We start from the raw sequence: 21,056 nt of genomic DNA, 5'->3' as shown, positions 1-21,056 counted from the left end.
TAAGGCTCTCTCCCGGCCGATAGTACGGGCATTGGCTTACGGAAAGGCAAGCATGAGTATTTTTTCGATCGGCCTCAGCGGCCTCAATGCCGCGCAGAACGCGCTCAACACGACCAGCAACAACATCAGCAACGTCTATACCCCGGGGTACAACCGGGAACTCGTGCTGCTCGGCGAGCGCAACGCCGGCCGGGGCGTACAGGTGAACGATATACAGCGCCAGTTTGACCACTTCGTGGCCGACCAGCTCAATGCCGCCAACAGCAAGACCAGCGCCCTCGCCAGCTACCAGGTGCGGGTCTCGCAGATCGATAACCTGCTCGCCGACCGCGAGGCGGGACTGGCGCCGCTGATGCAGGGTTTCTTCTCCGCCATCGGGGACTTGGTGGACGCCCCCTCCGACCCGGCTGCGCGCCAGGGGGTGATTGGCGCGGCGGATACACTGAGTGCCCAGATCCGTTCCTTCAACGACTATCTGCAGGACATGCGGAAGGGAGTCGACGGCCAGATCACCGGCGAGATCACCCAGATCAACAACACCGCCGAGCAGATTGCGCGCCTCAATCGCGAGATTGCGCTGGCCAAGGCCAAGCACGGCGAGGCGCCGAACAGTCTGCTGAATCAGCGCGACCAGATGGTGGCGGATCTCAGCGAGCGCATCGACGTGCAACTGACAGTGCAGGAGAGCGGCACCTACAACCTGTCGATCGGCAACGGCCAGCCGATCGTTGCCGGCTCCCGCAGCTTCGGTCTGGAGGCGATGGATTCCTCCGCAGATCCGAGCCGCACCCTGGTGGGCTACCGGGATTCCGCCGGCAACCTGGTGGAGCTGGACGAAGACACCATTTCTGGCGGCGCCCTGGGCGGCCTGCTCAGTTTCCGCCGCGAAACCCTGGACAAGACGCAGAACGAGCTCGGCCAGCTGGCCGTGTCGCTGGTCATGGGCATGAATCAGCAGCACCGCGCCGGCGTGGACCTGAACGGCAACCCGGGCGGCGACCTCTTCGCCATGGGCCAGCCGCGCGCCTTCAGCAACGCCGGCAACGCCGGTAATGCCACCATCAGTGCGGCCTTCGACGATATTGACCAGCTTACCGCCAGCGACTTCGAGCTGAAGGTAACCGACGCCGCGACCGGTGAATTCGAGATCACCCGCCTGGACAGCGGCGAGACCTTTACCGTTACCTTGGACGGCAACGACCAGCTGAGCTTCGGCGGCGTGCTGGTCACCATCGGCGGCGCTGCCGGCCTGGTGGACGGCGATCGCTTCCAACTGCAGCCCACCCGCGACGTCGCTGGCGGCGTGGAAAACCTGATTCGCGACGGTGCGGAAATCGCCGCCGGTGCCGGTGGTGGCAGCGGTGACAACGAGAATGCCCTGGCACTACAGAAGCTGCAGGACGCCAAGCTGGTTGGCGGCAGCGCCACCCTCGCCGGCGCCTACGCGTCCATCGTCAGTGACGTGGGCAGCCGCACGAATATTGTCCAGGTGAACCTGGATGCCCAGCAGGGGCTCAGCGAACAGCTGCGCGCGCTGCAACAGTCGGAGTCCGGCGTCAACCTGGACGAGGAGGCCGGTAACCTGATCCGCTTCCAACAGTACTACCAGGCAAACGCCAAAGTGATCCAGACGGCTTCGACCGTGATGGACGCGATACTGGGTCTGCGTTGAGGAGAAAATTGCAATGCGTATCAGCACGGTCAGCATCTACGAACAGAGCATGGGCTCCATGAACCGCCAGGAGCGGGACTTCCTCAAGGTGGGCCAGCAGATCGCCTCCGGCCGCCGGGTGGTCAATCCCTCCGACGACCCCCAGGCCGCGTCCCGGGCGGTGCAGGTGTCCCAGGCACTGGCGGTTATCGGGCAGTATGCCGACGCCCGCGTCGGCGGCCGCAACGCCTTGTCCCAGGAAGAGAGCATACTCAATGGCGTGAGCGACGCCATTGCCAGCGCCAAGACCCTGATGGTCCAGGCCGCCAGCGATACCCTGAGCGATGCCGACCGCACCTCTTTAGCCAGCGAACTGCGCGGCATCTACGAGACGGTCATAGGCCAGGCCAACGCCACCGACGGCAACGGCAGCTACCTGTTCGGCGGTTACCGGGATGGCAGCGAACCCTTCGTGCGCGCCGCCGATGGCAGCGTCAGTTATGTCGGCGACAACAACAGCCGTGCAGTGCGCATCGACGCCTCCCGCCTGATGCCGGTGGCGGACAACGGCATCGCGGTGTTCCAGAGCGTAACCGCCGGCGCCGGCTATGTCGCCGAGGCGGATGCCGCCAATGGCGGCAGCGTCACCTTCAAGGGGCCGCAGGTGGTGGACGAGAGCGACCCCGGTTACGGCGGCGCCTTCGGAATCACCTTCTCGGTAGCTGGCGGCGTCGCCACCTATTCCGTCAACGGCGGCCCGGCGCAGCCCTACGAAGAGGGCCGGGCGATCCACTTCGGCGGCCTGTCCCTGACGCTGGAGGGCAGCCCCGCCGACGGCGACCGCATTGCCATGGACAGGGCACAGAATATGAACACCGACCTGTTCAGGACTTTCGAGAAGGCCCTGGCGGTACTGGAGCAGCCCGCCGGCACCGACACCGAGAAGGCCGCGCGCAAAAATACGCTGAGCACCGCCATGCGCGAGTTCGACAACAGCCTCGACAATGTGTTGACCACCCGCGCCTCCGTCGGGGCGCGACTGAACGAGCTGGACGTGGTGGACTCGGTGGCCGGCAACCAGACGCTCAACTACAAGCAGACGCTGTCGGACCTGGTGGACCTGGATTATGTGGAGGCCATCGCCGAGTACAGCCTGCGGCAGGTGGGCCTTAAGGCGGCGCAGAAGGCCTTTGTCGATATCAAAGGCATGACCCTGTTCGACCGCCTCTGACCCATTCGCTGCACAACCTCACCTGCGGAGTGCCAGTAAGTACTCTGATTCGAAAGTACTCTGATTCGAATCGGGCACTTAACGACTCGTCATACCGGCGCAGGCCGGTATCCAGTCCAGTAGCTCTTGGATCAGGGGTGCTCCTGCACCCCGCCTTCCGGGCCAAGCGCTTTGCGCGTGCTGGCTTCGGCTTCCCTTCCTTCGCTGTCCGGCTTGCGCCGGAATGACGAAAGAGAGGAGCCTGCGATATTCCCCATCACCTCAATTACAGCGGTGCCAGCGCCTCCACCAGCTGCTGCAGGAATAGCAGACCGCTGCCGAACAGCTGTTGCAGGAAACGGCCGAGGTCGGTCATCAGCACTGTCAGCAGAAACAGCCCCAGGGTCAGGGAGGTGGGAAAACCCACCGAGAAGACGGTCAGCTGCGGCGCCGAGCGGTTGAGGATACCCAGCGACAGGTTGACGATCAGCAGCGCCGCCACCACCGGCAGGGCCAGCAGCAGGCCGGCAGCGAAAATGGTACCGCCGTAGCGCACCAGCAGCTCCAGGCCGGCGGGATTGAGGCCGGAGTAGCCGATGGGCAGGGTGCGGAAGCTGGCGGCCAGGGTGTCGATGACGATCAGGTGGCCGTTCACCGCCAGGAACATCATCAGGGTGATCATATTGAATATGCGCGACAGCACCACCGTGTTGGCGCCGTCCGGGCTCACGAAGGTGGCGAAGGCCAGGCCCATTTGCAGACCGATATATTCCCCCGCCGCCTGTACCGCGCTGACCATCAACCGCAGCGCCAGGCCCATGGCCGTGCCTATCAGGGTCTGCTCCACGATGATGCCGAGCCCCGCCCAGGACCACACCGGTGCCTGTGGCAGCGGCGGCAGGCCCGGCGCCACCGCGACGCTGAGCAGCGCCGCCAGCCCTATCTTGACCCGCGCTGGCACCGCGGAGTGACCGAGCAGCGGCGCTGCCAAAAAAAAGGCCGAGAGGCGCATAAAGGGCCATAGGAACGCCAGCAGCCAGGCGTGCAGCTGGGCGTAGCTGACTTCGACCATTCAGGAGACCAGGAAGGGGATGTTCAGGAACAGGGCGCGGGTATAGTCGGTGATCAGCGCCAGCAGCCAGGGGCCGGCGATCACCAGTACCGCGAACACTGCCAATATCTTGGGGATAAACGACAGGGTCATCTCGTTGATCTGGGTGGCCGCTTGGAAGAGGCTCACCAGCAGGCCCACCAGCAGGGCGGTGACCAGCATGGGCGCGCCCATGAAGAGAGCCACCATCATAGCCCTGTAGGCGATGTTCATCACGGTTTCCGGACTCATGTGAAAAAGCTCTGCGCCAGTGACCCGACGATCAGCTGCCAGCCGTCCACCAGCACGAACAACATCAGCTTGAAGGGCAGTGAGATGGTGGCCGGCGGCACCATCATCATGCCCAGCGCCATCAGCACACTGGCCACCACCAGGTCGATGATCAGAAAGGGAATGAATATCGTGAAGCCGATCTGGAAGGCGGTCTTCAGCTCGCTGGTGACGAAGGCCGGCAGCAGCACCCGCAGGGGCGTATCCTCCGGGCCTTGCATCGGACCCACCCCCGCCAGGCGCGCGAACAGGGCTATGTCCGGCTCGCGGGTCTGTGCCAGCATGAACTGCCGCAGCGGCTGGCTGCCGCGCTCCAGCGCCTGTTCGAAGCTGATCTCCGCCGCCGCCAGCGGCTGCCAGGCGCCCTCATAGATTTCCTCCAGCACCGGCGACATCACAAAGAAGGTCAAAAACAGGGTCAGGCCCAGCAGCACCTGGTTGGGTGGCGTGGCCTGGGTGCCCATGGCGGTGCGCAGCAGGCTCAGCACGATGATGATGCGGGTGAAGCAGGTCATCATGAGCAGCACCGCCGGAATAAAGGCCAGGCTGGTGAGCAGCAGTAACGTCTGCAGCTTGATGGACCACTGCTGGCCGCCGTCCGCGGTGGGCTGGCTGACAATGCCGGGCAGGCCCGTCTGGGCCCAGGCGCCGTCGGCGAGCAGAAGGCCCACTGTGGTCAGAGCAAATAGCGCCGCCGGGCGAGATAGTTTCAGCAACGGCTTCAAAGACTGTCCCCCCGGCCGCTGAGGTTCTGCCCCAGGGCGCGGGCGAAACGGCCGGCGAAGCTGTCCTCGCCGTTTTCCGCGGTTGTCCCTGCGGAGGCCGGTGGCGCCGGCAGCAGGTGCAGCTTGCTGACCCTGCCGCCGCCGACACCGAGCAGCAGCCAGGTACCTTCGATTTCCAACACCACCACCCGCTCCCGCGGGCCCACGGCGCGACTGGCGATCACCTTCAGGACGGGGCTGGCGGCGCCCTGGCCGGGACCCAGGCGCCTGAGCAGCCAGCCACACAGCAGAATCAGCCCCACCAGCGCCATCAGCACCAGGGCCGTCTTGCCCAGCATGGCCATGCCCGGAAGGGCCTCTGTGGCGTTGGCGCCCGTCGGGTTCATCGGTTGAGCTTCTGCACGCGTTCCTGGGGAGTGACGATCTCGGTAATGCGGATACCGTATTTGTCGTCCACCACTACCACTTCGCCCTGGGCGATCAGGTAGCCGTTAATCAGTATGTCCATCGGCTCGCCGGCCAGGCCGTCCAGCTCGATCACCGAGCCCTGGGCCAGCTCCAGCAGCTGCTTGATGGTGATGCGCGTGCGCCCCAGCTCCACGCTGAGTTTTACCGGTATGTCCATCACCATTTCCAAGTCGCGGGCGGCGGCGTTGCTGCCGCCCTGTTCCAGCGGCTTGAAGACCTGCTCGCCGGCGCTGCGGGCGCCCGCGTTGGCGGTCTCCGCACCTTGGGCGGACTCCTGCTCCGCCAGGGCCTCTGCCCAGGGGTCGGCGTCGCTCAGCTGTTCGGCCATGGCCGCCGCCCAGCTTTCGCCATCGTTGTTCTCTTCGGTATTTTCGGCGTCGCTCACTGCTCGCTCTCCTCACTCTTGGGCATTGCCCCCTCGATAAAATTGCCTGCGCCGAGCACCGTGCGCCCGCTGCTGCGCTCTATCATCCTAGACACGCGCAGGGCGCGCTGGCCGTTGCGGCTGCCGAACTCGCATTCCAGCACTGGCACGCCGTCCACCCGCGCGGTGACCGTGCCGGGCAGGTCCAGAGGCAGGACGTCGCCGCGTTTTAAGTCCATCACCGCGCCGATGCGACTTGGCAGGCTGGCGAACTCTGCCACCAGCTCCACCTCGGACTGGCGAATCTCGCCGGCCATGCGCCGGTTCCAGGTGTTGTCGCCGGCGTTGCGGCCGTCCGCCACCGGGTTGGTGAGCAGGTCGCGCAGCGGCTCAATCATCGAGTAGGGCATGCAGATCTGGAAGTGATCAGACAGGTTGCCCACTTCCAGGTAGAAGGTGGTGTTGACGATGATCTCGTTGGGCGAATTGGTGATATTGGCGAAGCGCGCCTGCAGCTCGGAGCGCAGGTAGCTGATGTCCAGCTTGTACACCGACTGCCAGGAGTCCTGGTAGGCGCTAATGGCCAGGCGCAATATGCGCTGGATGACCCGCTGCTCGGTATTGGTGAACTCGCGTCCCTCCGAGCGGGTAACAAAACGTCCGTCGCCGCCGAACAGGCTGTCCACCACCATGAACACCACGCTCGGCGGGAACACCATAAGGCCGGTGCCGCGCAGGGGCCTCATGGAGATCAGGTTCAGGTTGGTGGGTACCGGCAGGTTGCGGGCGAAATCCTTGAAACTCTGGTAGCGCACCGACTCCACAGTGATATCGGCGCTGCGGCGGATCAGGTTGAACAGGCTGACGCGAAAATGCCGCGCGAACCGTTCGTTGATGATGTCCATGCTGTGCAGCCGCTCGCGGATCACCCGCTGTTGGGTGGCGGGGTTGTAGAGCCGCAACTGCGGAGGCGAATTGGCGGCGCCGGTGTCGGCGCCGTCGCCGGGACCGTGCAGCAAGGCGTCGATTTCTTCCTGGGAGAGCTGGTCGTCCTGGGCCATGGTTCGCCTTCCTTTATTGCACGATGAACTCGGTAAAGAGAACGTCGTCTATCCGCAGCTCTGGCTGCGGTTTGGCCATGGGTTCCGCCAGCGCGGCGAGAATGCCGGAGGCCAGCTCGCGCTTGCCCTCGGAGGTGGTCAGTTTTTCGGGGCTCTGGGCCGAGTGCAGTATCAGCAGACGGCTGCGCACCTGGGGCATGTGTTTGAGGAGAAATTCCTGGGTTTCCTCATCGCCCACTTGCAGCGACAGGCCCACGTACAACAGGCGGCCGTAGAGGTCGCCCTGCAGGTTGACGGTGAAAGGATCTATCTTGACGAAGATAGGGTTGGCGGGCCGCTCTGGCTCCCGCAGCTGCGCTTCGGCCGCGGTGTCGCGCCGGCCGTCGATTCCCCTGAGCAGCAGATACATATTCATCGCCACCAGGGCGGCGATCAGGGCGACCGCCACTGCCGCCAGCCACACCAGGCTGCGCGGTTTGCTAGATGTCTCTGCCATTCACTTGCGCCTTTTACCGGAATTTCATTAATGGATGGCGAGGGAGTATGCCGGCGGTGCCGGCGGGGGAATTCGAAGAAAAGGGCGCCGTATTGGGCTTATCTCGGCGTTTAGGTGTCGGGTGCTTCGGAGACGGTGTCGGCGGGCAGGACCTCGCATCGCGGCAGCCCCTGCCCCAAAAACCGTTTGCGGCAAACGGTTTTAAAAGACCCTAAAGCCAATGCGAAGTCCCTGCTACCTGGCCAGTTACTGCCTTAAAAAACGCAGGGCAGGGTCGAGATCTTAAAAAGCCGCCCACTCCTGCACTTCTACTTCGCGGACTTTTGCCGGTGCGGGTGATGCGGACTGCTTGCTGTTGCTGTGCGTTTCCAGCTGGGTGACATTTTTCTCCACCTCCTCGTCGTCGCCGAGGATAAACGAGCTGACCAGCTGTTTGAGTCTGTCCGCGTGGACGCGCATCTGGCCGGCGGCGGTGGAGGTCTGCTGTACCATGGTGGCGTTTTGCTGGGTAACGGAGTCCAGCTCGGTTACGGCGGTATTGATCTGGCCTATGCCGCCGCTCTGTTCCCGGGCACCGCTGCTGATTTCCTCGATGACGTCGGCAACCCGGGTGACGCTGGTGACTATCTCCTGCATGGTGCTGCCCGCCTGGCGCACCATCTCGCTGCCCTGCTGGGTGTGTTTTACCGAGGTGTCAATCAACTTGCGGATATCGCGGGCAGCGTCCGCGGAGCGGCTCGCAAGGGTGCGGACCTCCTGGGCCACCACCGCAAAGCCGCGGCCGTGATCACCGGCGCGAGCGGCCTCCACCGAGGCGTTGAGGGCCAGTATATTGGTCTGGAAGGCGATGCCGTCGATAAGGCCGATGATCTCGCCGATCTTGCCCGACGAACTGCTGATGTCCGCCATGGTGCGTTCCACCTGGCTCATGGCCTGCTCGCCGCTGCGGGCCACGCTGGCGGTGTTGCCGGCGAGTTCGGTGGCCTGCTGGGCCGCATCACTGGTGTTGTTGACGGTGGCAGTGATCTCCTCCATCGAGGCGGAGGTCTCCTGCAGGCTGGCGGCGGCCTGCTCGGTGCGGGTGGCCAGCTCCTCGCTGCCCCGGGCTATATTGCTGGCGGCCATATGCACCGAGCGGGTGCTGGCGCGGACCTGTCGCATGGTTTCCTGCATGCGCGTGACAAAGGCGTTGAATTGGGTGGCCAGTTCGCCCACTTCATCGCCGCTCACTATTTCCAGGCGGCGGGTGAGGTCGCCCTCGCCCTTGGCGATATCCTCCATGGCGCGGGCGGTATCGCGGATGGGGCGCACAGTGCGGCGCACCAGCCACACAGCGATGCAGGCCACTAGTGCGAAGCTGAGGGTGCCGGTGGCCACGGCGGCGATGATCGCATCGCGCAGGTCGCGTTGCGCCGTTTCCTCGACGGCCGTCATCGCATTGTTGATTGCGGTCATATAGACGCCGGCGCCGACGGCCCAGCGCCACTCCGGGATGGCGGCGACAAAGGAGTATTTCTGCTCGACTTCACCGGTGTTCAGGTTACTCCAGCGGTACTGGAACTGGCCGCCGCCCCGCTGGGCCACCTTGACGACTTCCCTGATCACGTGGACGCCGTCGGCGCTCTGCAAATCGCTGGCGTCCTCGCCCTCCGAGGCGGGGTTGTTCGGTGTGACCACGCCTATATGGTCGAAGTCGTAAACGAAGATGTAGTTGTCGCCCTCGAAGCGCATGGCGCGCAGCATCTCCTGCGCCCGCCGCTGGGCTTCCCCCGCGCTGAGCTTCTTTTTGGCGATCATGTCGTTGATGGCCGTGGCCGCGGCGGTAATCAGGTTCTCGAGGCCTTTTAACCTGTTTTCGATCAGCAGCTGGCGCTGTGCGTCCAGGGACTGCTGCATTTCCTGGGTGCGCGTCACGGCGGTCAGGGTTGTCAGGGTCGCGGTGACAAGAAACAGCGGGACCAGGGCCAGCAGTAGCACCTTGGTTTGCAGATGAAATTTGAAGCGTTTGATAGCGTTTTTCGGGGTCATTTGCTGGTGCCTTCTAATCAGCTGAAAATGGCCGTTGCCGGCTCCAGCTGTTATCGGCACCCGGCGGAACGCCTTTACCCCGGGCGGCGGAAAATACCGCACAGCAAGAAAGTGTTCGGTTGTCCGGGCGGCGGCGCCGCCCGCAGTCAGGCCGGTGCCTAAGCGTATAGATCCACGCCGCCAATACGATCCGCGGAAGCTGCGGTCATCCGGGCGGTGGTGGCTGTGTCCGGCGCCGACTCGCCGTCGGCAGGCGGGTTGCCGCCGGCGAAGTCCCGGGCAGTCGGCGCCCGCTGCTGCTGCTGTTGATCACCCACTGTGGCCTCGCCCAGGGCAATGCCCTGCTGGGCCAGGGCGTCGCGCAGCTGGGGTATGGCCTGTTCCACGGCGCCGCGCACCGCTGCCTGGGTGGAGAAGAACTGCGCTCGCGCCCCCTGGTCGTCCACCGTCAGGCTCACTGACAGCGGGCCCAGCTCGCGGGGGTTCAGCTGCAGCTCCACATGATCGTCGCCGCGCTGTGCCAGCCCTACCAGCTGCTGACCCAGTTCCAGCCCCCAGGGCTGGCTGGCCAGCGGAGCTTGCAGGCTCGGGGATACCGCAGGCGCCGGGGGCGCAGCGGGGCTGGGCAGGGAGCCCGGGGTTGAAACAGGCGCGGCCGCCGTCGCGGACGCCGTACCTGGCGATGCAGCCTCCGCCGCTGGGCTGACCGGAACAGCGGCACCTTCGGTGCGGGCCAGCTCCGGCAGCAGGTTTTCGGCGCCGGACGAGGAGGTGACAGGGATTGCTGCCTGGGCTGCGGCCGCGCCGGCCTGCGCCGTTGGGATCCGGGGAGCCGCAGCCTCCGCTGGGTCCCGCTGCAGGCTGAGTTCGGGCTCGCTGCGCGCCACAGGCACTGCCGCGGGCAGAGGTACCCGCGATGAGGCAGCGTCTGCGCCCTCGCCGGGCACCGGCGCGAACGAATTCTGCGGGGAGGGCGCGGCGGAGAGAGAGAGCGCAAAGGCAATATTCACTTCCGCGGCCCCGCCCTCGCTTGCGCCGTCTTCAGAGGCGATTTCGTCGGGGGCACTATCCGGCGCTGCAGACTTTTCGCCTGTCGTGGCTGGAAGGATTTCGGCGAGCAGATCTGTAGTCGCCGCCTTGCTCTTGCCATCGGCGGCCTGTAGCGCCAGGGCAAAGGACTTGCCCTCGGCGGCCGAGGCGGCCCCTATGCCACGAGCTCCATTGCCGGTCCCGGGCGGCAGCCCGGCGAGCAGAGCGGTGATATCCATCATCTTTCTCCTATACGAGGTTGGGGCCTTCCGCGCGCGGGCGCCGCGCGAGGATATTCTGGGTCATTTCGTCGGCCTGCACGCGCTCGCGCTTCTGCTCCCGGTCGCGTTCGCGCTCGGCACGACGTGCGGCCAGGGTGTTGTAGGACGACAGCTGGCGCTGCCGCTGTTGCCACTGATCGCGACTGGCAGCGAGCCTCTCCTGCTGCTGCGCCAGGGCTTCGCGGGCGCGGGCAATGGCACCGTCCAGGGAGCGAATAAAGCGGTTGTAGTCATCCATGGCGGCGGCGCTGATGCCGCGGCCCATGGCATCCTGCAGCCGCTGGCAGTATTCCCGTCGGTAGCGCTGCAGCGTCTCCAGTTGGGCGGCGGACGTTTCGCTGCCTCGCTGATCCTCGGCGAGCAGGCGCCCGGCGCTGTCGCGGGCCCTGCGACTCTGGTCGATCAGTATGTCCAGCGGACCGGATGTACTCACGGCTCAACTCCTATTCCAGCTTTTCTTGGTGACTGGCGAGCAGGTCCGCCATGGCCCGCTGCGAGTCCTCGATGCCGGCGCGCTCGCCGATGCCCTGCTGCAGGAAGGTCTCCATCCGCGGGTAGAGGTGCACTGCCTGGTCCAGCTGCGGGTCCTGGCCGGGACTGTAGGCACCGACGCTGATCAGATCGCGGTTGCGCTGGTAGCGGGAAAAAAAATGTTTGAAGCGCTGTGCGCTGCGCTGCTGCCCGCCGTCGGTAATTGCGGTCATGGCGCGGCTGATGGAAGCCTCGATGTCGATCGCCGGGTAGTGACCGGCCTCGGCCAGGGCCCGCGACAGTACGATGTGACCGTCGAGGATGGCGCGGGCGGAATCGGCGATGGGATCCTGCTGGTCATCGCCCTCGGTGAGGACGGTGTAAAAGGCGGTGATGGAACCGCCGTTGTCGCCGTTGCCGGCCCGCTCGACGAGGCCCGGCAGCCTGGCGAATACCGATGGCGGATAGCCTTTGGTGGCCGGCGGCTCGCCGATGGCCAGGGCGATCTCCCGCTGGGCCATCGCGTAGCGGGTCAGCGAGTCCATGATCAGCAGCACACTCTTGCCCCGGTCGCGGAAGTGCTCCGCCACCCGGGTGGCGTATGCGGCGCCCTGCAGCCGCTGCAGCGGCGAGGTGTCCGCCGGCGCGGCTACAACCACTGAGCGGCGCAGCCCCGCCTCGCCGAGGATATTGTCGATAAAGTCCTTTACTTCGCGGCCCCGCTCGCCGATCAGGCCCACCACTATGACGTCGGCGCTGGTGTAGCGGGCCATCATGCCCAGCAGCACCGATTTGCCCACACCCGAACCGGCGAAGAGTCCCAGGCGCTGGCCGCGGCCGACGCTGAGCAGGCTGTTGATGGCGCGTATGCCCACGTCTATCTGGGCGCGGATGGGGGGGCGCGCGAGGGGGTTCAGCGGCGCTGCGGCGAGGGTGCCGCAGTCGCTCTCCGGGAGCGGGGCGCCGCCGTCCAGGGGGCGGCCGCTGCCGTCCACCACACGGCCGAGCAGGGCCTCTCCCAGGGGGAAGCGGCGCGCGCCGGCGCCGCCCAGGGGGAAGACCCGGGCGCCGGGCGCCAGGCCGACTAATGCTTCCAGGGGCATCAGGTACAGCCGGTCGCCGGAAAAGCCCACCACTTCCGCCTCGGCGAAGGCGGGTTTATCGCCGCCGCCCTGGGGGTAGAGCTCTATGCAGCAGCCGCTGCCAAGGGGTACCTGCAGTCCCACTGCCTCCAACACCAGTCCTGTGGCGCGCACCACCCGGCCGCTGGCGCGGTAAGCGGAAAGCGATTCCACCTGGGTGGCAGTGTTGCGCAGGGCGCGGCGCCAATGTTCACGATGGGGATTGGCGGCGGCTTCGGTCACAGTCACGGTTGATCCTCCCCGCCGCCGGTCGCGCCGCGGACCTGGCGGCGCACCCGCTCTTGCAACTGCTGCCAGCGGGTCTCCAGGCTGGCGTCCAGCTCCCCGGAGGGGCCTGTGACCCGGCAGCCGCCGCGGATGAGGCGCGGGTCGGGTCTGACCTGCCAGCCGCTGGCGGTGAGTTCGCGCTCCAGTTCCGTCTCCACCAGGGGCAGGTCATCCGGATGCAGCCACAGGCGAGAGCCGCCGTTGAACATCGGCTCCTCGCCCAGCAGGGTGCGCACCAGTTCCGCCACCTGTTGCGGGCGCGCCTCCAGGGCGTCACTGGCCAGCTGGCGGCCTACGGCCAGGGCGAGTTCCGCAATGTCTGTGACCATCTCTTCGTCGAGGCGGGCCAGGGCATCGCTGAATTCCTGCGCCAGCCCCCCCAGGGGCTGCAGTAGTTCCCGGCGCAGGCGGTCGGTCTCTTCCGCGCCGGCGCGGCGGCCTTCCTCCAGGCCCTGGGCCAGTCCCTCTTCGCGGCCGGCCTCGAAGCCGCTTTGCCAGCCTTCGCGGCGGGCCTGTTTGTGGGCCTCTTCCAGCTGTGCGCGCAATTCCGCCTGGCGCTCGGCGGCCCGGCGCCGGTCGCCATTTCCGCCCAGTTCGCGCAGTTCGCCCAGTTCGCCCAGTTCGCCCATGCGCCAGGTGCGCCAGGGAAAGGCTTCAGACATAGACCTCGTCCCCGCCGCTCAGCACTATCTCGCCGCTGTCCGCAAGGCGGCGCACCACTTGCAGAATCGCCTTCTGCTCGCGCTCCACCTGGGATTTGCGCATGGGGCCGCTTGCCTCTATGTCTTCGCGCAGCAGGGTGCCGGCGCGGCTGGACATATTGCGCAGGAAATATTCCACCAGCTTTTCGTCGCTGCCCTTGAGGGCCACCACCAGGGACTTGGTGTTGATCTCTCTCAACAGCAGCTGTATCGCGCGGTCGTCCAGGTCGAGCAGGTTCTCGAACAGGAACATCTCGTCGATGATTTTCTGCGCCAGGTCCTCGCTGTGGGCGCGCACCCGCTCGATGACGGTCTCCTCGGCGCCGGAGTTCATCAGGTTGAGTATCTCGGCGGCGGTGCGCGCGCCGCCCATCTTGGCGCGCTTCAGATTCTGGCCGTCGAGCATGCTGCTCAGCACCTCGGTGAGTTCCTGCAGGGCCGCAGGCTGAACGCCGCTGAAGGTGGCAATGCGCAGCACCACGTCTTCGCGCAGCTTGTCCTCGAAGTATTCGAGCACGGCGGCGGCCTGGCGGCGCTCCAGGTGCACCAGGATGGTGGCGATGATCTGCGGGTGTTCGTCGCGGATCATCTCGGCTACGGTGTTGGCGTCCATCAGGTTGAGGGCGTCTATGCCGGAATCGGCGCTGCTCAGATCCAGGATATCCTCCAGCAGGCTGGAGGCGCGTTCGTTGCCCAGGGCCTTGGTGAGCACGGCGCGGATGCGGTCGCTGGAGTAGAGGTTGAGGGCGGTGAATTCCTCCGACTCGTCGTAGAAATCCTGCAGCACCAGGCGCATCTCCTCGTGAGAAACGCTGCTCATAGAGGCCATTTCCTGGCCGAGCTCCTGTACCTCGCGGGAGGACAGGTGCTTGAATACTTCGGCGGCGCTGTCCTCTTCCAGGGCCAGCAGCAGTATGGCGCTGCGACGCAGGCTACTCAGTGGGCTTTGATCAGTCATTCCGATTCATCCAGCTGCGCACGATCACGGCCACCATGGCGGGGTCCTCTTTGGCCATCTCCTGCAGGTCTTTCAGGTTCTGCTCGTAGACCGAAGCACGGCGCCGGCGGCGCGGCGGCGGGTCTTCCTTCTCTTCGGCTTCTGCGGGCTCGCTGCTTTCCGCGGCGGCGCTCTGGGGCAGAGCCACCGGGGATGGCGGGGTGGCGGCGGGCTCCGTTTTCAGTCGGGCGTACCTGTCGACCAGAGGGCGCAGCACCCAGCGGAACAGCATCAGCGCCGCCAGGCCTGCCAGCAGGTAGCGGGCCAGGCTGAGCAGCAACCGTTGCCAGAAGGGATCCTTGTGCCAGGGGATTTCCGCTACGGCGGTCGCCTCGCTGAAAGTGAAGGGGCTGTTGACCAATTCCAGGCCGTCGCCGCGGCCTTCAGAGTAGCCCATGGCCTGGCGCACCAGTTGCTCGATGCGCAGTAGTTCCTCATCGGAAAGAGGCGCCCGCTCCATGTGGCCGCCCTCGACGGGAGCCTCGCGGTAGTTGACCACCACCGCCGCGGACAACCGCAGTATCTGACCGCGCTGGCGCTGGATATGGGTGATGTTGCGGTCCACCTCGTAGTTGACCAGTTGCTCGCTGCGCAGGCGGCCCTTGTCCCCGTCGCTGTCGGTTTGATCCCCCTCTGCGGTGTCGCCCGCCCCCTGGATCGGCGAGGCGGCGGCACCGGGCGGCGTGTTGGTGAGGGCGCCGGGAATTCCGCCGATGGCAGCGGGGTCGCCGTCGAAGTCGGTGTTGTGCCGGGCGCTGCGCACCGCTGCCGGCTGGCCGTCCTGGTTTGGGGCGTAGCGCTCGCTGGTTTCCTCGCGGCGGTCGAAGTCGATTTCTGCGACCACTTGGGCGCGCACATTGCCGCTGCCGAGTATGGGCTCGAGGATGTTTTCGATGCGCTGACGGTAGTGGCGTTCCACTTCGCGTACATAGTCGAGGCGGGTGCCGTCCAGGCCTTCGCCGTCGGCGGGGCGGGACAGCAGGCGGCCGGCCTGGTCCACCACGGTGACATTCTCCATCGCCAGGTCCGGCACGCTGCTGGAGACAAGGTGTACTATGGCGTTGACCTGGCCCTCACCGAGAGCGCGGCCCGGCGCCAGGGTCAGCACCACCGAGGCCTTGGCCGGTTCGCGGTCGCGGATAAATACGGAGGGTTTGGCCATGGACAGGTGCACCCGGGCGCGGGATACCGGGCCCAGGGATTCGATGGAGCTGGCCAGCTCTCCCTGCAGGCCGCGCTGGAAATTCACCTGTTCGGTGAACTGGCTGACGCCGAAGGCCTGCTTGTCCATGATCTCGAAGCCGGGGTTGGCGCCCTCTGGCAGGCCCTGCTCGGCGAGCTGCAAGCGCAGCTTGTACACCTGGTCGCCGGGTACCAGCAAGGTGCGGCCGCCCTGGCTGAACTCGTAGGGAATGGCGCGGTTTTCCAGCTCACTGATGATGCGACCACCGTCAGCCTCATTGAGGTTGCTGTAGAGCACCCGGTATTCCGGCGCTCCGGCCCACATCCACAGCGCCGCTACCAGGGCGATGGCGGCGGCGCCGGCCACCAGCAGCGGTATCAGCGGATTGGCGAGCAGCCGCGCCGGCAACTGGCTCTGCGCCGGTGCCGAGACGCCCTGCGTCGACTGGGTGCCGCTGCTCATGCCGCGGCCTCACTGTGACAGGCCAGGTAGAGGTTGCGGCGTATTGGTCGTTTAACCCTGGAAACCACAGTTGAGCGCGCCCGAGTGCGCGCCCGGGAGGCTGGCTGGCAGGGCGCGACGACGCTGCAGGTTGTACGCCTGCCGGGAGCAACAGCGCAGCCAGGCGGCCTCCGTGAATGCGATAAACGGTCAACTGCGGTTTCTAGGTTGAATAAAGGCATTGCAGCTTCGGTCGGTCCTGGCGGCTGATAACACTGCGCTGATTATGGCGACGCGGAATTTGGGCAAAGGGAAGAAAAGCCCGTTTTTTTGCCGTTATTTGCCGGCTTGGATCCAGGCGGGGCACTGGTACCTTTGGGCCGGAATCCAATTGAGGCACCGATCATGACCAGTCCCGGAATCGACAGCGTATTGGCGCAGATGCACAGCCTGGCCGGCGAAGCCGCCGGCGGTGATAAGCGCGTGGACCTCGCGGTGGGCGGCGGCTTTGCCGATGCCCTGCGCGACAGCCTGGAGAGGATCAGCCAGCTGCAAAACCTGAGCGGCGATATGAGCCGCGCCTTCCAGTCCGGCGAGCCGGGCGTGGCGCTGCACGATGTAATGATCGCGGGGCAGAAGGCGAGTATCGCTTTTGAAATGGGCGTGCAGGTGCGCAACCGGCTGGTGACTGCCTATAAGGACATCATGAATATGCAGGTCTGATTGGGTTGGCACCAAGTTCAGCCATTTGCTCTTACAGGATGGGCAAAGGAGCGAAGCGACGTGTCCATCAAGCGGCGTTGGCTGATGGGCACGCTTCGTTTTGCCCATCCTGCGAACTTCTTACCGCAGGAGCGGCCGGGGTAGCCCGATAGTCCGATCGCGGCCACCGGCCGCTCCTACAGCGCACTCCGCTCAGGCCTCGAGGCTCAGCAGTCTTCCCCTGACCTCCTCCAGGCGCTGGGCCGCGTTTAAGGCCTCCTCCGGCGGTATCTGCCGGATCAGCTCGCCGCTCTCCCGGTCCACCAGGCGGATGATAACGCGCCCCGAATCCTCGCTGGTTTCGAACTGCACCCCGTAGTTGCGCAGCGCTTCGTTCACCTGCTGCACTGCTTTCACCAGTTCCTCCCCCGATGCAGCGCGGGTTTCGGAGGGGGTCGCTTCTCCCATCGATCCGGTCGACAGTTGAGCCAGTACCATTTCCACCCGCTGGCGGGCGGCCAAGTAGGAAAATTGGGAGGGCAGGGGGCTGGCGTTGCTATCCACTGGAGTGGTCATAGTCAAGATCCTTCGTGTCCGCGCTGGCTAAATCTTTGGAAAAGATATCGACCGGCGGCGAAAAACTTTATAGGGGCCGCCTTGTGAAGGATAAAAAAAGGCCCCCGCAGGGGGGGCAAAGGATGGTCCCAATCAAGGGAGGGGAGAGTGGGGAAGGGCAAGTTCCCCCTGGAGTAGCTGGATTGTCCGGGCCATGCTTTTAATCGTGAGCTCCCTTTCGATTCCTTAATGCGCGGACGCTGGAAAATGTCGCCGTTATGGAGTCTATCGGCAGTAGACGGTGTAACTTGAGACTTTTTGCTTCGCTTTGCGACTTATGCTGGCTGATGGGAATACGTGTTCCACATGCTTTTCAGTTTCTGCATGTCGATATCCGGTTTTATGCGAAATACGCCGGCGCTTTCGATGCTTTCCTCTGCATGCAGGAACTCGAGTACGGAATGGTACTGAGGGCGGTTCCAGAAATCGTGGATAAAAATTCTGGCCATCTCGCTGTCCCGGTTTCTGGTGAGGATGTGCTCAATGGCCGACAGCGTGCAGGCGACACGAAAACGACCATCCACGAGGATCAGATCAAACCCCGTATCGTGCTCGTGGATAGCGCGGCTATAGGCCGAAAACTTGTGCTGGCTCGCCAGTGACAGTGGATACCCCCATTCGCCAATAGGGCCGATATCGACCGCTTTCACCTGGCAAGTGTCACCAAGCCTGCGCTGCAAGGCGTTGACCCATTCCTTATCACTTTCCACGCCATATACCGTCAGGCCTTGTTCCACTGCCCATACGGTGGAGCCTCCGGAACCGAACTCGAAATAGCGTCGGGCACCCTGAAGTGACTTCCTGAATAGCTCGCGCTCCGGCTGCGACATGAATGGGGCATCGGGAACATCGATGCCACCTTCATTTCCAGGTGACCCACTGTGAACTTTTCTATTGTCAGGCTTCGCGTCTGCTGAATCGGTATTGACGGCCACCAGGCCTTCAGCTTGCAAATAGCGTTCTGCCTTTTCGGGGTTCACACTCGATATCAGCGAATAGGAAAAATCCTTTACGCCAAATACCGTATGCAGCAGGAACGCCAGCTTCAGCTTCTGATTTTCATCCATACTGGCCATGCGATCACAGTCGGGCAGGAACAGCGCATCGGCACTTTCAAGCTCGGTCGCCTGGTACTGTTGCAAGTCATCGCGAGCCGGCAAATGACTTCGATGCGCCAAGTCATTCAGGCGATAGAAGCGGAAACCATGCCCGGACATCCAATGGCAGATTTCGGTGAGGCTGGGCTGTCGTTCGTGCGTTGGCTGGAAGGAGATGCGCACCTGAATCAGCAGGGTCTCCAGCAGTGCCTGTCCGCCGTGTTCCAGAATGGCCATGGCGTCACTCTGGTCGTCCAGAATCAGCCAGTCCAGGGTTTGCAGGCCTTCGATGCTGTCGAGCGCAATGGAAGTGATCGGCAATGTAGTCAGTACCCGAGCTCCCTGACGCTTCAATTCCGGCAGTTGTCCTGATGGCAATGGCTTCAGCGTGCCGCTCATTTCCGGTGCCAGGCAGGCATACAGGGTGGCGGGCTGGCCATTGCCAAGCACGGCGTGCGGCAAGAGCTGTACGTCTTCACAGCCGTCGAAGCGCTCCGGGTTTTCTACGCGGCTGCCGGGGTCGAAGGCAACGACGCCGAAAGCGTTGAGATCCAGCAGCGTCCTGAAGCCGCTTTCGCGCACCAGCCTGGCAGTGTTGTCGATGGCAATGATTTTTCCCGGGAGCTGCCAATTGAATTCGACGGAGGCCCTGAAACTGGCGCTGTATGTCTGCGAGCCGGCAGTCACGATCCGGGGTGTCTTGACGCTGACCGGATCTTCTTCTCCATCGAACCAGGCTTGCCCGTCTTTATTGAAAGTGAGTGCCGCCGGGGCCTTGTCGTCGCAATAACGCTGCCAGATGGCACGCAGGGCTATTCCCAGGTGTCGGGCAAAGCGCTTGTAATCGCAGACTGGCGATCGCTTGAGCTGCTGACGCAGGCCGCGGCGAATCCTGCTTAGGCTGGCGAGATCGGAAGCCAATTCAATCGCCAGGGACTCATAGCGCTCCCAGCTGTCCACGACCAACTCGGGCAGGCCGGCATTGGTCAGGTGGGTGGCGGAGTGGCGCCCGGCAAAGCTGGGGCCGGGCAGTGTGATGACTGGCACGCCCATCAACAGCGCTTCGCAAGTCGTCAGGCCGCCGGAATAGGGCCAGGGATCCAGCGCGATATCCACCCGGTTATAGGCTTCCAGCAGTTGATAGTGCTGCGAGTGACCCTCAAGAATGAGGCGGTGGCGCTCGACGCCCAAACGCTCCAGTGTCGAGCGTGTTCGCTCGACGAACTCCTCACTGTCGAATTGCATTCCCTTGAGGAACAGGCGGCTATCGGCTACCCGGTGCATGATCGATGCCCACTTGCCGAGCACGACATCATTCAGCTTGGAGGGATTATTGAAACAGCCAAAGGTGACATAGCCGTTGTCCAATGCGGGGAGCCGCGACAATTCCGGCGCATTGCCGCGCGGCATGTAGCAGATGTAATCGTCCGGCAGGCGGATCAGCTTCTCAATATACTGGTCATCCACGCCGGGCGGCGTTTCTACCGCGTCGGAGAGCAGGTAGTCCATGGCCTGCAGGCCCGTGGTGTTGATCAGGCCCCCGACCCATTTGACATGCAGCGGGGCGGGTTCATGAGCGATCGTCAGCAGTCGGCTTCCCTCCGTATGCCCACAGAGATCCAGCAGTATATCGATGCGGTCTTCCCGCAGCTGTTTGGCCAGCCGTTTCTCGTCGAGGTGGGTCACCGACATCCACCGGTCCGCCCGCTGTTGCATGCGCCTGGTCAGGGCATCGACGGTATCGTCCACGGTATAGGCGAAAATCTCGAAGTCTTCCCGCGGCAGCGCCTCGATCGCCGAGGTGATCATCTGCCCCACCGGATGTATGCGGAAACCCGCCGAAATCATGCCGATGCGCAGGCGACGATCGTGAGACAGGTCCGCGGGGCGGGGGCGCGGCTTGCGCTCCACTGGCCGAAAGCGGACATCCCATTCGCGGTGTGCCTTGAAGAGATCCTCGGCCGTGTATGCGGGGTTGTAATGCATCGCCATCAGGTAGTTGGAGTAGGTCTTTTCCTGGTGGGGTGCCAGCTCCAGTGCCTTTAGATAGTAGTTTTCCGCATCTTTGAAGCGCCCCACGTTACGGTAGGCACTGGCCAAATTGGACAGGTGTATCGGGTCATTGGGGAACTTGGCGACAATGGATTCATGCGTGCGGATGCCCTCGCCGAATTGGGTCAGCTTGATCAGTGCATGCGCCTTGCGGGAAAGCAAGGTGCCATCGTCGGGGAAATTACGCTCGGCAACTGCGACATGTTCCAGTGCCTGCTGGAATCCACCGGCGTCGTTGTAAAGCTTGATCAGCATCAACCTGGCTTGCTTGAAACCGGGCTTGAGTTCCAGCGCCTTCTCGAGATACTCCACCGCATCACCAGCCCGCCCCAGGCGATACAGAGCCTGCGCCATCGCATTGTGAGTTTCAGGGTCATTGGGATCCAGCGTCAGCGCCCTGTCCAGTATCCCGAGCGAGGGGTGCCATTGCCCCGACTCCAGCAGCACCGAGCCCAGGGATTTCCAGGCGAAGGGGTCCTTCGGGTGCTTTTGAGCCAACTCCCGTGCCATTGCTTCGGCCTGGCTCCACTGTCGCGCCCGGTAAAGCGCGATCAATCTGTCCTGCTGCTTTGGCGCAACGGCATTTGTATTGCGGCGCGTGGATGCCGGTTGGCTAGTACGCGGCTGCTGGTGCGGCTTGCTCATGGGCGGATGATCCAGTGCTAGAAACCAGGAAGGAGTAGTGGAGAGGATG

At 64.3% G+C, this 21,056-nt stretch carries 19 protein-coding genes; 3 read left to right on the top strand and 16 right to left on the bottom strand.

The window, feature by feature from the left end:
* Positions 1 to 52 precede the first annotated feature (52 nt).
* On the top strand, positions 53 to 1,672 hold the full coding sequence (gene flgK, locus RRF64_RS15055; protein WP_323846737.1) for a flagellar hook-associated protein FlgK: 1,620 nt from the start codon (positions 53 to 55) through the stop codon (positions 1,670 to 1,672).
* A gap of 13 nt (positions 1,673 to 1,685) precedes the next feature.
* Positions 1,686 to 2,882: a flagellar hook-associated protein FlgL gene (gene flgL / locus RRF64_RS15050; RefSeq protein ID WP_323846736.1), complete on the top strand. Its 1,197-nt coding sequence runs from the start codon at positions 1,686 to 1,688 to the stop codon at positions 2,880 to 2,882.
* Between the two features lie 265 nt (positions 2,883 to 3,147).
* Here the strand turns inward: flgL and fliR are convergent, their stop codons facing one another.
* From fliR to fliF, 14 genes are all read right to left on the bottom strand, one after another.
* Entirely contained in the window at positions 3,148 to 3,933 is a 786-nt protein-coding gene (fliR, locus tag RRF64_RS15045) for a flagellar biosynthetic protein FliR (protein ID WP_323846735.1), read from the bottom strand.
* Complete coding sequence (gene fliQ / locus RRF64_RS15040) at positions 3,934 to 4,203, bottom strand: flagellar biosynthesis protein FliQ (protein WP_323846734.1); 270 nt, start codon at positions 4,201 to 4,203, stop codon at positions 3,934 to 3,936.
* The gene (gene fliP, locus RRF64_RS15035) at positions 4,200 to 4,958 is read right to left on the bottom strand and encodes a flagellar type III secretion system pore protein FliP (protein ID WP_422732634.1); all 759 of its coding nucleotides are present in this window, start codon (positions 4,956 to 4,958) and stop codon (positions 4,200 to 4,202) included. Before fliP ends, fliQ begins: the two co-directional genes overlap by 4 nt.
* A 5-nt stretch (positions 4,959 to 4,963) precedes the next feature.
* A complete protein-coding gene (gene fliO / locus RRF64_RS15030; protein WP_323846733.1) occupies positions 4,964 to 5,353 on the bottom strand; it encodes a flagellar biosynthetic protein FliO in 390 nt (129 codons plus the stop codon).
* A complete protein-coding gene (fliN, locus tag RRF64_RS15025) occupies positions 5,350 to 5,820 on the bottom strand; it encodes a flagellar motor switch protein FliN (protein ID WP_323846732.1) in 471 nt (156 codons plus the stop codon). Before fliN ends, fliO begins: the two co-directional genes overlap by 4 nt.
* Complete coding sequence (fliM, locus tag RRF64_RS15020; protein ID WP_323846731.1) at positions 5,817 to 6,860, bottom strand: flagellar motor switch protein FliM; 1,044 nt, start codon at positions 6,858 to 6,860, stop codon at positions 5,817 to 5,819. The genes fliN and fliM overlap by 4 nt, the downstream gene beginning before the upstream one ends.
* A 13-nt stretch (positions 6,861 to 6,873) precedes the next feature.
* Positions 6,874 to 7,356, bottom strand: a complete 483-nt coding sequence (gene fliL, locus RRF64_RS15015) for a flagellar basal body-associated protein FliL (RefSeq protein WP_323846730.1) — start codon at positions 7,354 to 7,356, stop codon at positions 6,874 to 6,876.
* A 282-nt stretch (positions 7,357 to 7,638) separates the two neighbouring features.
* Positions 7,639 to 9,384, bottom strand: coding sequence for a methyl-accepting chemotaxis protein (locus RRF64_RS15010; protein WP_323846729.1), 1,746 nt, complete (start codon positions 9,382 to 9,384; stop codon positions 7,639 to 7,641).
* Positions 9,385 to 9,542: 158 nt separating this feature from the next.
* Complete coding sequence (locus tag RRF64_RS15005; protein ID WP_323846728.1) at positions 9,543 to 10,652, bottom strand: flagellar hook-length control protein FliK; 1,110 nt, start codon at positions 10,650 to 10,652, stop codon at positions 9,543 to 9,545.
* 10 nt (positions 10,653 to 10,662) lie between these two features.
* A complete protein-coding gene (fliJ, locus tag RRF64_RS15000; RefSeq protein WP_323846727.1) occupies positions 10,663 to 11,127 on the bottom strand; it encodes a flagellar export protein FliJ in 465 nt (154 codons plus the stop codon).
* A gap of 10 nt (positions 11,128 to 11,137) precedes the next feature.
* Positions 11,138 to 12,481, bottom strand: a complete 1,344-nt coding sequence (gene fliI / locus RRF64_RS14995; protein ID WP_323846968.1) for a flagellar protein export ATPase FliI — start codon at positions 12,479 to 12,481, stop codon at positions 11,138 to 11,140.
* Between the two features lie 50 nt (positions 12,482 to 12,531).
* The gene (locus RRF64_RS14990) at positions 12,532 to 13,236 is read right to left on the bottom strand and encodes a flagellar assembly protein FliH (protein WP_323846726.1); all 705 of its coding nucleotides are present in this window, start codon (positions 13,234 to 13,236) and stop codon (positions 12,532 to 12,534) included.
* Positions 13,229 to 14,233, bottom strand: a complete 1,005-nt coding sequence (fliG, locus tag RRF64_RS14985; RefSeq protein WP_323846725.1) for a flagellar motor switch protein FliG — start codon at positions 14,231 to 14,233, stop codon at positions 13,229 to 13,231. The genes RRF64_RS14990 and fliG overlap by 8 nt, the downstream gene beginning before the upstream one ends.
* On the bottom strand, positions 14,226 to 15,917 hold the full coding sequence (gene fliF / locus RRF64_RS14980; protein WP_323846724.1) for a flagellar basal-body MS-ring/collar protein FliF: 1,692 nt from the start codon (positions 15,915 to 15,917) through the stop codon (positions 14,226 to 14,228). The genes fliG and fliF overlap by 8 nt, the downstream gene beginning before the upstream one ends.
* 384 nt (positions 15,918 to 16,301) lie before the next feature.
* Between fliF and fliE the strand changes: the two genes are divergently transcribed.
* The gene (fliE, locus tag RRF64_RS14975) at positions 16,302 to 16,619 is read left to right on the top strand and encodes a flagellar hook-basal body complex protein FliE (protein WP_323846723.1); all 318 of its coding nucleotides are present in this window, start codon (positions 16,302 to 16,304) and stop codon (positions 16,617 to 16,619) included.
* Between the two features lie 192 nt (positions 16,620 to 16,811).
* Here fliE and RRF64_RS14970 read toward each other — a convergent pair whose 3' ends face one another.
* Both RRF64_RS14970 and RRF64_RS14965 read right to left on the bottom strand, forming a co-directional pair.
* Positions 16,812 to 17,174 carry a flagellar protein FlaG gene (locus RRF64_RS14970; RefSeq protein ID WP_323846722.1) on the bottom strand — a complete coding sequence of 121 codons (363 nt, stop codon included), beginning with the start codon at positions 17,172 to 17,174 and terminating at the stop codon, positions 16,812 to 16,814.
* Positions 17,175 to 17,488: 314 nt separating this feature from the next.
* Positions 17,489 to 21,007 (bottom strand): O-linked N-acetylglucosamine transferase family protein, encoded by a 3,519-nt coding sequence (locus RRF64_RS14965; RefSeq protein ID WP_323846721.1) that lies wholly within the window; start codon positions 21,005 to 21,007, stop codon positions 17,489 to 17,491.
* Between the last annotated feature and the right edge of the window lie 49 nt (positions 21,008 to 21,056).

The organism is Microbulbifer magnicolonia, from assembly GCF_035117725.1.
Classification (GTDB): Bacteria; Pseudomonadota; Gammaproteobacteria; order Pseudomonadales; family Cellvibrionaceae; genus Microbulbifer; species Microbulbifer magnicolonia.
This window is presented reverse-complemented; position numbering and strand designations above follow the sequence as displayed.

What these genes read in the sequence shown, in the direction of transcription:
- RRF64_RS15010 (WP_323846729.1), bottom strand. Translation starts at nt 9,384, where the DNA reads ATGACCCCGAAAAACGCTATCAAACGCTTCAAATTTCATCTGCAAACC.
- flgK (WP_323846737.1), top strand. Translation starts at nt 53, where the DNA reads ATGAGTATTTTTTCGATCGGCCTCAGCGGCCTCAATGCCGCGCAGAAC.
- fliG (WP_323846725.1), bottom strand. Translation starts at nt 14,233, where the DNA reads ATGACTGATCAAAGCCCACTGAGTAGCCTGCGTCGCAGCGCCATACTG.
- RRF64_RS14990 (WP_323846726.1), bottom strand. Translation starts at nt 13,236, where the DNA reads ATGTCTGAAGCCTTTCCCTGGCGCACCTGGCGCATGGGCGAACTGGGC.
- RRF64_RS15005 (WP_323846728.1), bottom strand. Translation starts at nt 10,652, where the DNA reads ATGGATATCACCGCTCTGCTCGCCGGGCTGCCGCCCGGGACCGGCAAT.
- fliQ (WP_323846734.1), bottom strand. Translation starts at nt 4,203, where the DNA reads ATGAGTCCGGAAACCGTGATGAACATCGCCTACAGGGCTATGATGGTG.
- fliM (WP_323846731.1), bottom strand. Translation starts at nt 6,860, where the DNA reads ATGGCCCAGGACGACCAGCTCTCCCAGGAAGAAATCGACGCCTTGCTG.
- fliR (WP_323846735.1), bottom strand. Translation starts at nt 3,933, where the DNA reads ATGGTCGAAGTCAGCTACGCCCAGCTGCACGCCTGGCTGCTGGCGTTC.
- RRF64_RS14970 (WP_323846722.1), bottom strand. Translation starts at nt 17,174, where the DNA reads ATGACCACTCCAGTGGATAGCAACGCCAGCCCCCTGCCCTCCCAATTT.
- RRF64_RS14965 (WP_323846721.1), bottom strand. Translation starts at nt 21,007, where the DNA reads ATGAGCAAGCCGCACCAGCAGCCGCGTACTAGCCAACCGGCATCCACG.
- fliL (WP_323846730.1), bottom strand. Translation starts at nt 7,356, where the DNA reads ATGGCAGAGACATCTAGCAAACCGCGCAGCCTGGTGTGGCTGGCGGCA.
- flgL (WP_323846736.1), top strand. Translation starts at nt 1,686, where the DNA reads ATGCGTATCAGCACGGTCAGCATCTACGAACAGAGCATGGGCTCCATG.
- fliE (WP_323846723.1), top strand. Translation starts at nt 16,302, where the DNA reads ATGACCAGTCCCGGAATCGACAGCGTATTGGCGCAGATGCACAGCCTG.
- fliF (WP_323846724.1), bottom strand. Translation starts at nt 15,917, where the DNA reads ATGAGCAGCGGCACCCAGTCGACGCAGGGCGTCTCGGCACCGGCGCAG.
- fliO (WP_323846733.1), bottom strand. Translation starts at nt 5,353, where the DNA reads ATGAACCCGACGGGCGCCAACGCCACAGAGGCCCTTCCGGGCATGGCC.